The sequence below is a fragment of the Streptomyces sp. M2CJ-2 genome (genome assembly GCF_016757295.1).
Taxonomy (GTDB): Bacteria; Actinomycetota; Actinomycetes; order Streptomycetales; family Streptomycetaceae; genus Streptomyces.
Genome location: NZ_JAESIF010000152.1, coordinates 1 through 5,336, shown reverse-complemented (window position 1 = coordinate 5,336; position 5,336 = coordinate 1). Strand labels below are relative to the sequence as shown.

The window sequence follows — 5,336 nt, the reverse complement described above, 5'->3', positions numbered from 1 at the left end:
CAGCTGCGCGGCGCCATCATCTGGCTGCGCAGCCTTGCCCCCGCCACATGATCACGATCCCGAACAGGCCCTAGCTGGTACCGGCGGGCGGGTCGGCGTAGACGCCGTGCAGCATACCGGTGGCCTGCCCGACCTCGATGAGATAGCCGTCCGGGTCGCGCAAGTAGCACCGCAGCTCGGCCGTGCGATCGATGGGTGGCGTGAGGAATTCGGCGCCCTTCGCACTCCACTCTCGGTGGCATGTCTCGATGTCGGCGACGCGGAGGTTGAGGAAGCCGCTGACCGTGCTGGGGTCGGTGGGCGGGCGCAGGGTGACGTCTGGCTTGTCCGGGGTGGGGCCGCCGCCCGGGTTCATGATGATCCATCCGTTGCCGAGCTTGATGGTGCAGGGGTTCTCCTCGAGCACCACCTCACCGCCGAGAACGTCGGTGTAGAAGGCGCGAGATCGGGCTACGTCGGCCACCGTCAGAAAGTGGGTGAGGAGGAGCCCGGAATCCGGGGCAGGAAAACCATCACGGTGCATGCAAGGCCTCCAGGTAAATCGGATCTTTCCCTCCATAGTGGTGGACGGATGTCCGTAGGCACGACTGAACACGGCCGGGGGAGGGGGGAGACGGCCGTGCCGGGCGCCAGGCCCTCCGCGCGGGCGATCGGGCGTTCCTGGCGGCGTTGCCGCACCCGCTGACTGGAGCACGCGCGCGTGGAGGAGCGCCCGGCCCGGGGACGGCCGAGGGCGGCCCCGGCTGCGGGCAGGGCGTCCGGCTGAGGGCGGTGGCGGAGACCGAACCGAGCGGGTGACGCGGACACGCTCGGCGGCTCGGCTCGCGCGAAGCCACACCTGGCCGCAGAATGTGACTCTGGGTGTACATACGATTACACCCTTGAGTGTGAGGGCGGGGTCGAGCCGTATTCACCCGTGACGGCAAGCGGTTGACCCTTCATTCCCGCGTCACCCCAAGTCAAATGTCGCATGTGCGGTCATGAACTGGGTGCACCTGATGCGGGGTTTCGACTCGGTCCCCGTCCCCGGTCCGGTCCCTTTCGGACCGGACCGGTCTACCGAAGGAGACCTCCCACATGTCCGGACGCCTCAACAGCGCCCAGCCGTACGCTCTCGGCCTCTTCCGCATCGTCGTCGGGCTGCTGTTCGCCTGCCACGGCGCCGCCGCACTGTTCGGTGTGCTAGGTGGCGCGGGCGGCCGCGGCGGCATCGCCGAGCCCGGGGCCTGGCCCAACTGGTACGCGGCCGTGATCGAGCTCGTCGGCGGCAGCCTGGTCCTGCTCGGCCTGGGCACCCGGGCCGCCGCGTTCATATCGTCGGGCGCCATGGCCTACGCCTACTTCAGCGTGCACCAGCCCGAAGCCCTGTGGCCACTCCAGAACAGCGGCGAGGGCGCGGCCATGTACTGCTGGGCCATGTTCCTGCTGGTGTTCACCGGCTCCGGCGCCTTCGGCCTGGACCGGCTGTTCACCCGCCGCCACGGCCCGCGGACCGCGGAACAGCGCCCGGCCGAACAGGCCCCGGTCGCCGCCTGACGTTCCACAGGCCCACCCCACGGTGCCCTCCCCGGTCCTCACCCCTCGGGGAGGGCACCGTCGCGTCCGAGCGGGTGCGACGCAAGAGAGTGCGACTCTCCTGCTGCCGGGCGGGAAGGCGACACCGAGAGCCGAGGCGCGGGCACAGAACGGAACCTCCTTTCCGGGGGCGGCTGCCTGGGGCGAGCAGCTCCGTAAGTTTCGGGAAGCCGCTCCCGGGCCGCTGGCCTGCCCAGTGCGATCCTTGGCGCTCTTGTCGGGCGCGAGGTCCTATGGGATGGGTCTCGAAGAAGTAGATGATCTCCAACTCGTCGAAGACGGGTATGCCCCTTGTGTCCTGGACGTGGGCGTAGCGTGGGTCGTGGGCGGGCGTGCAGAGGATCTTCTCGTCCGGGCCGCGCTCGTCCTTCATGCAGAGCATGCCGACAGCCCGGCATTCGATCAGGCATCCGGGAAACGTCGGCTCGCCGACCATGACAAGTGCGTCGAGCGGGCCCCGTCGCGCTCGAGTGTTCCCTCGATGAAGCCGTGGTCGGCCGGGTACTCGGTCGAGGTGAACAGCATGCGGTCCAGCCGGATGCGGTGCAGTTCGTGGTCCCTCTCGCATGCGTTGCGGGATCCCTCGGGGATCTCCACGATCACGTCGAGTTCCACTGCCTCCTCCTGGTCACGCCATGGGGCCGGGGGCCGTCAGCGGCATACTGCCGCGGTTTGTGGTGAGCCCCATCACCGGCACGCTCCGCGTGCATGTCCATAGTGCCCCGCTGATCGGCCGTGTCCCGTTTCCACGAGGAAGAAGAGGGGTGAGAAGGCATGGCAACGCTGGTCATCGACCACCTGCACTGCCAGGTCCTGACCGATCACGGTCCGAGGGAGATCCTCCGCGGTGTCGACCTGACCGTGCGGCAGGGCGAGACGCACGCTCTCATGGGGCCCAACGGCTCCGGCAAGACCACCCTCGCCTACGCTCTCGCCGGGCATCCCAAATACCAGGTCACCTCCGGCACAGCTTTCCTGGACGGAGAGGACCTGCTCGCCATGAAGGTCGACGAGCGGGCGCGGGCCGGCCTGTTCCTCGCCATGCAGTACCCGGTCGAGGTCCCCGGCGTCTCCATGTTCAACTTCCTGCGGTCGGCCGCCACCGCCGTGCGCGGTGAGGCCCCGCGACTGCGCACCTGGCTGAGGGAGGTCCAGGCGGCGATGGAGCGGTTGCATATCGACCCGTCCTTCGCCGAGCGGAACGTGAACGAGGGTTTCTCCGGGGGCGAGAAGAAGCGCCACGAGATCCTTCAGCTGGAACTCCTGAAGCCGAAGATCGCCATTCTGGACGAGACCGATTCCGGCCTGGACATCGACGCGCTACGCGTCGTCTCCGAGGGCGTCAACCGCGTCCGCGCCACCGGCGCGGTCGCCACCCTGCTGATCACCCACTACACGCGCATTCTGCGCTACGTCCACCCCGATCACGTACACGTCTTCGCGGACGGCCGGATCGTCGACTCCGGCGGCCCGGAACTGGCTGAGCGGCTGGAGGAGGAGGGGTACGAGGCGTACGTGAAGAGCGACGCAAGCCAATGAGCCGGCTGCGGGGCGGTCTGTTGGGTGCCCAAAGTCCTTACATGCGTTGAGCTGGGCGCTTGCCAGAGCGCCATGATCTTCGTCAGGGTGTGTCGCGGTACTCATGGACGAGTCCGCTGAGGACGTCGTGGCGCTGGATCCGCTGGGCTGGGAATGGGATGACGTCCGGGGTGTCGGCTGGTGCGCGAAGCTGCAGGGCCCGGTGCGGCCTTCCGGAGTTGTGATGCTCGGCGTACTCGGCGGGGACACCAGGGCGTGGCCCGTCACCAGCCACAGCGGCAGCCGGGTGACGCCCGCTCGACGCTGCTGCAATCCGTGGCGAGGCAGCCGCCCAGAGCCGCGGTCAGCACCCACCCCACCGGACCTATCACGTGCACTGATCCCACCCCCATCTCCCCACCCTCACCGAATGTTTCGCGGCCCAGCTGAGCGGATCAGGCGGGATCAGGCCAGCTGGAGATCCGGCTATGCATTCATACGAGTGAACCGGATCCCGGAACGGAAGGGGGCCGGCCCAGGCCCTGAACCCGGTCAGCCGGGGACGTCCTCGTAGAGGCGCCGGCGCAGTCGCAGAAGCACCGCGACATCGGTAACCCAGGCGAGCCGCGCCGGCAAGCTCCGGATCGCCGGGTCATTATCAGCCTGGACCGCCGCGACGATCTGGTCGATGAGCAACTCGCCGGCCTCCGTAACGGCCGGCGACCGGGACGAGGCCCAACCATGGTCGTCTCGACCACCCAGCCGTTCCGGATCCGTCCGCTCTGAAGGCATCCACATATTCAACGCCCCCAGCGGCCAGAGGTCATCTCCCCGGAGGGGGGAAAGCCGAAGACCCCGTCTGTGCCGAGCTTTCGGTATGCCGGAGTTCGGCGAGGAGTTCATTCTGTCCGGCCAGGAGTTCGGTGAGGATACGCCGTGCGGCGCGCAGGAGTTCCGCCACGTCGCCGCCGGCGAGGGCGTAGCTGACGGTGGAGCCGTCACGGATGGAGATCACGATGCCGGACCGTCTCAGTACCGCGAGTTGCTGGGAGAGGTTCGATGGTTCGATCTCGATCACGCTCAGGAGTTCGCGTACGGGTACAGGACCGTGTTGGAGCAGCTCCAGTACACGGATCCGGACGGGATGCCCGAGCATACGGAAGAACTCCGCCTTGGCCTGGTACAGCGGCACCTGCATGCGACAACACTCCCCACCCACGGTTCGGCCGTTCCAGGACCGGTAGCTGGACCTGCTGGATCTTCGGTGCCCAGCTCCAGCCATCCTCCCGTCTCCCGGCCCGGCCTGCCCTGGCTTGATCACATTCAGATGTGCTGAGTTGAAGACTTTTTCAACTCGTGGGCATGCGGAGCCGGGAAACAAGGGACGGCTACAGCTCCAGTTCCGCCTCGATGCGCTTGAGTTGGTGTCGGGCCATGGCCAGGTTCGCCCGGCCCTTGTCCAGGATGAGGTACAGGAACAGGCCATTGCCTCCGCGGCCCCTGATCAGCCGGAGGAGGTGGTACTGGCTGCCGAGGGTGATCAGCACATCCTCGATGTCGTCCTTGAGGCCCAGCATCTCCATCGTGCGGACTTTCGCCCGGATCACGTCGGTGTTCCCCGCCGCGGCCACCGTCAGATCGAGGTCCTTGCCCCCGCCCAGCGTTCCCAGCGCCATGCCGCTCGTGTAGTCGACCAGCGCGGCCGCCACACTCCCCTCGATCGAGGTCATCGCCTCCTTCAGAGACGTCTCCACAGTCAGCATCAGTACCCGCTCCCTCAGTTCTGGACGACCCCGACCGGCCTCACACTCCGGCCGAGTGATGACCGCAGACGCTACCCACACGCCGCCAGGAGTTACGGGAACACCGGGAATCTGGCAGGAATCAACCTCCTGTGCCCTAGCATTCGCCCTCACGAAATGCCCGTCGACGCACCGCCCGAGACGACAGCACCACGGCGTTCGGGGGCCAGGCCGAACGAGCCGAGTTGTCCCCTTCCCTTCTCCTCCGCGACGCGACGCCGGTGACCGCGCGGGCGGTGGCCGCATCCCTCTGTCACTCGTACGGAGTTCGTCCGGGGGCGTTGTCACGTTGACTGACCGGCCTGGGATGATCTTGGAGTTGGTCGTGCCGGGGAGAGGATCGCTCGTGTCGTCCGCGCCGCCGCCGTACTAGGGCCTGTTCGGGATCGTGATCATGTGGCGGGGGCAAGGCTGCGCAGCCAGATGATGGCGCCGCGCAGC

Annotated in this window: 6 protein-coding genes and 1 pseudogene; 2 read left to right on the top strand and 5 right to left on the bottom strand. The window is 67.6% G+C overall.

What is annotated here, in order from left to right; all coding sequences use genetic code 11:
- Nucleotides 1-70: 70 nt before the first annotated feature.
- Nucleotides 71-523 (bottom strand): VOC family protein, encoded by a 453-nt coding sequence (locus JL475_RS37900; RefSeq protein ID WP_202282755.1) that lies wholly within the window; start codon nt 521-523, stop codon nt 71-73.
- Between the two features lie 554 nt (nt 524-1,077).
- On the opposite strand from JL475_RS37900, the gene JL475_RS37895 reads away from it, so the two are divergent.
- Complete coding sequence (locus tag JL475_RS37895; protein ID WP_202282754.1) at nt 1,078-1,536, top strand: DoxX family protein; 459 nt, start codon at nt 1,078-1,080, stop codon at nt 1,534-1,536.
- A 277-nt stretch (nt 1,537-1,813) separates the two neighbouring features.
- Here JL475_RS37895 and JL475_RS40935 read toward each other — a convergent pair.
- Nucleotides 1,814-2,190, bottom strand: a pseudogene (locus tag JL475_RS40935) (inorganic diphosphatase); the annotation flags it as partial.
- Between the two features lie 159 nt (nt 2,191-2,349).
- Between JL475_RS40935 and sufC the strand changes: the two are divergent.
- Nucleotides 2,350-3,114 (top strand): Fe-S cluster assembly ATPase SufC, encoded by a 765-nt coding sequence (gene sufC, locus JL475_RS37885; protein ID WP_202282753.1) that lies wholly within the window; start codon nt 2,350-2,352, stop codon nt 3,112-3,114.
- A gap of 531 nt (nt 3,115-3,645) precedes the next feature.
- Here the strand turns inward: sufC and JL475_RS37880 are convergent.
- The 3 genes from JL475_RS37880 to JL475_RS37870 form a co-directional block, all read right to left on the bottom strand.
- Nucleotides 3,646-3,789 carry a hypothetical protein gene (locus tag JL475_RS37880; RefSeq protein WP_202282752.1) on the bottom strand — a complete coding sequence of 48 codons (144 nt, stop codon included), beginning with the start codon at nt 3,787-3,789 and terminating at the stop codon, nt 3,646-3,648.
- Nucleotides 3,790-3,916: 127 nt separating this feature from the next.
- The gene (locus JL475_RS37875; RefSeq protein ID WP_202282751.1) at nt 3,917-4,291 is read right to left on the bottom strand and encodes a helix-turn-helix transcriptional regulator; all 375 of its coding nucleotides are present in this window, start codon (nt 4,289-4,291) and stop codon (nt 3,917-3,919) included.
- A gap of 190 nt (nt 4,292-4,481) precedes the next feature.
- On the bottom strand, nt 4,482-4,856 hold the full coding sequence (locus JL475_RS37870) for a hypothetical protein (RefSeq protein WP_202282750.1): 375 nt from the start codon (nt 4,854-4,856) through the stop codon (nt 4,482-4,484).
- Nucleotides 4,857-5,336 lie beyond the last annotated feature (480 nt).

Coding starts and splice junctions, on each gene's coding strand:
- JL475_RS37900 (WP_202282755.1), bottom strand. CDS start 523: ATGCACCGTGATGGTTTTCCTGCCCCGGATTCCGGGCTCCTCCTCACC.
- JL475_RS37895 (WP_202282754.1), top strand. CDS start 1,078: ATGTCCGGACGCCTCAACAGCGCCCAGCCGTACGCTCTCGGCCTCTTC.
- sufC (WP_202282753.1), top strand. CDS start 2,350: ATGGCAACGCTGGTCATCGACCACCTGCACTGCCAGGTCCTGACCGAT.
- JL475_RS37875 (WP_202282751.1), bottom strand. CDS start 4,291: ATGCAGGTGCCGCTGTACCAGGCCAAGGCGGAGTTCTTCCGTATGCTC.
- JL475_RS37870 (WP_202282750.1), bottom strand. CDS start 4,856: ATGCTGACTGTGGAGACGTCTCTGAAGGAGGCGATGACCTCGATCGAG.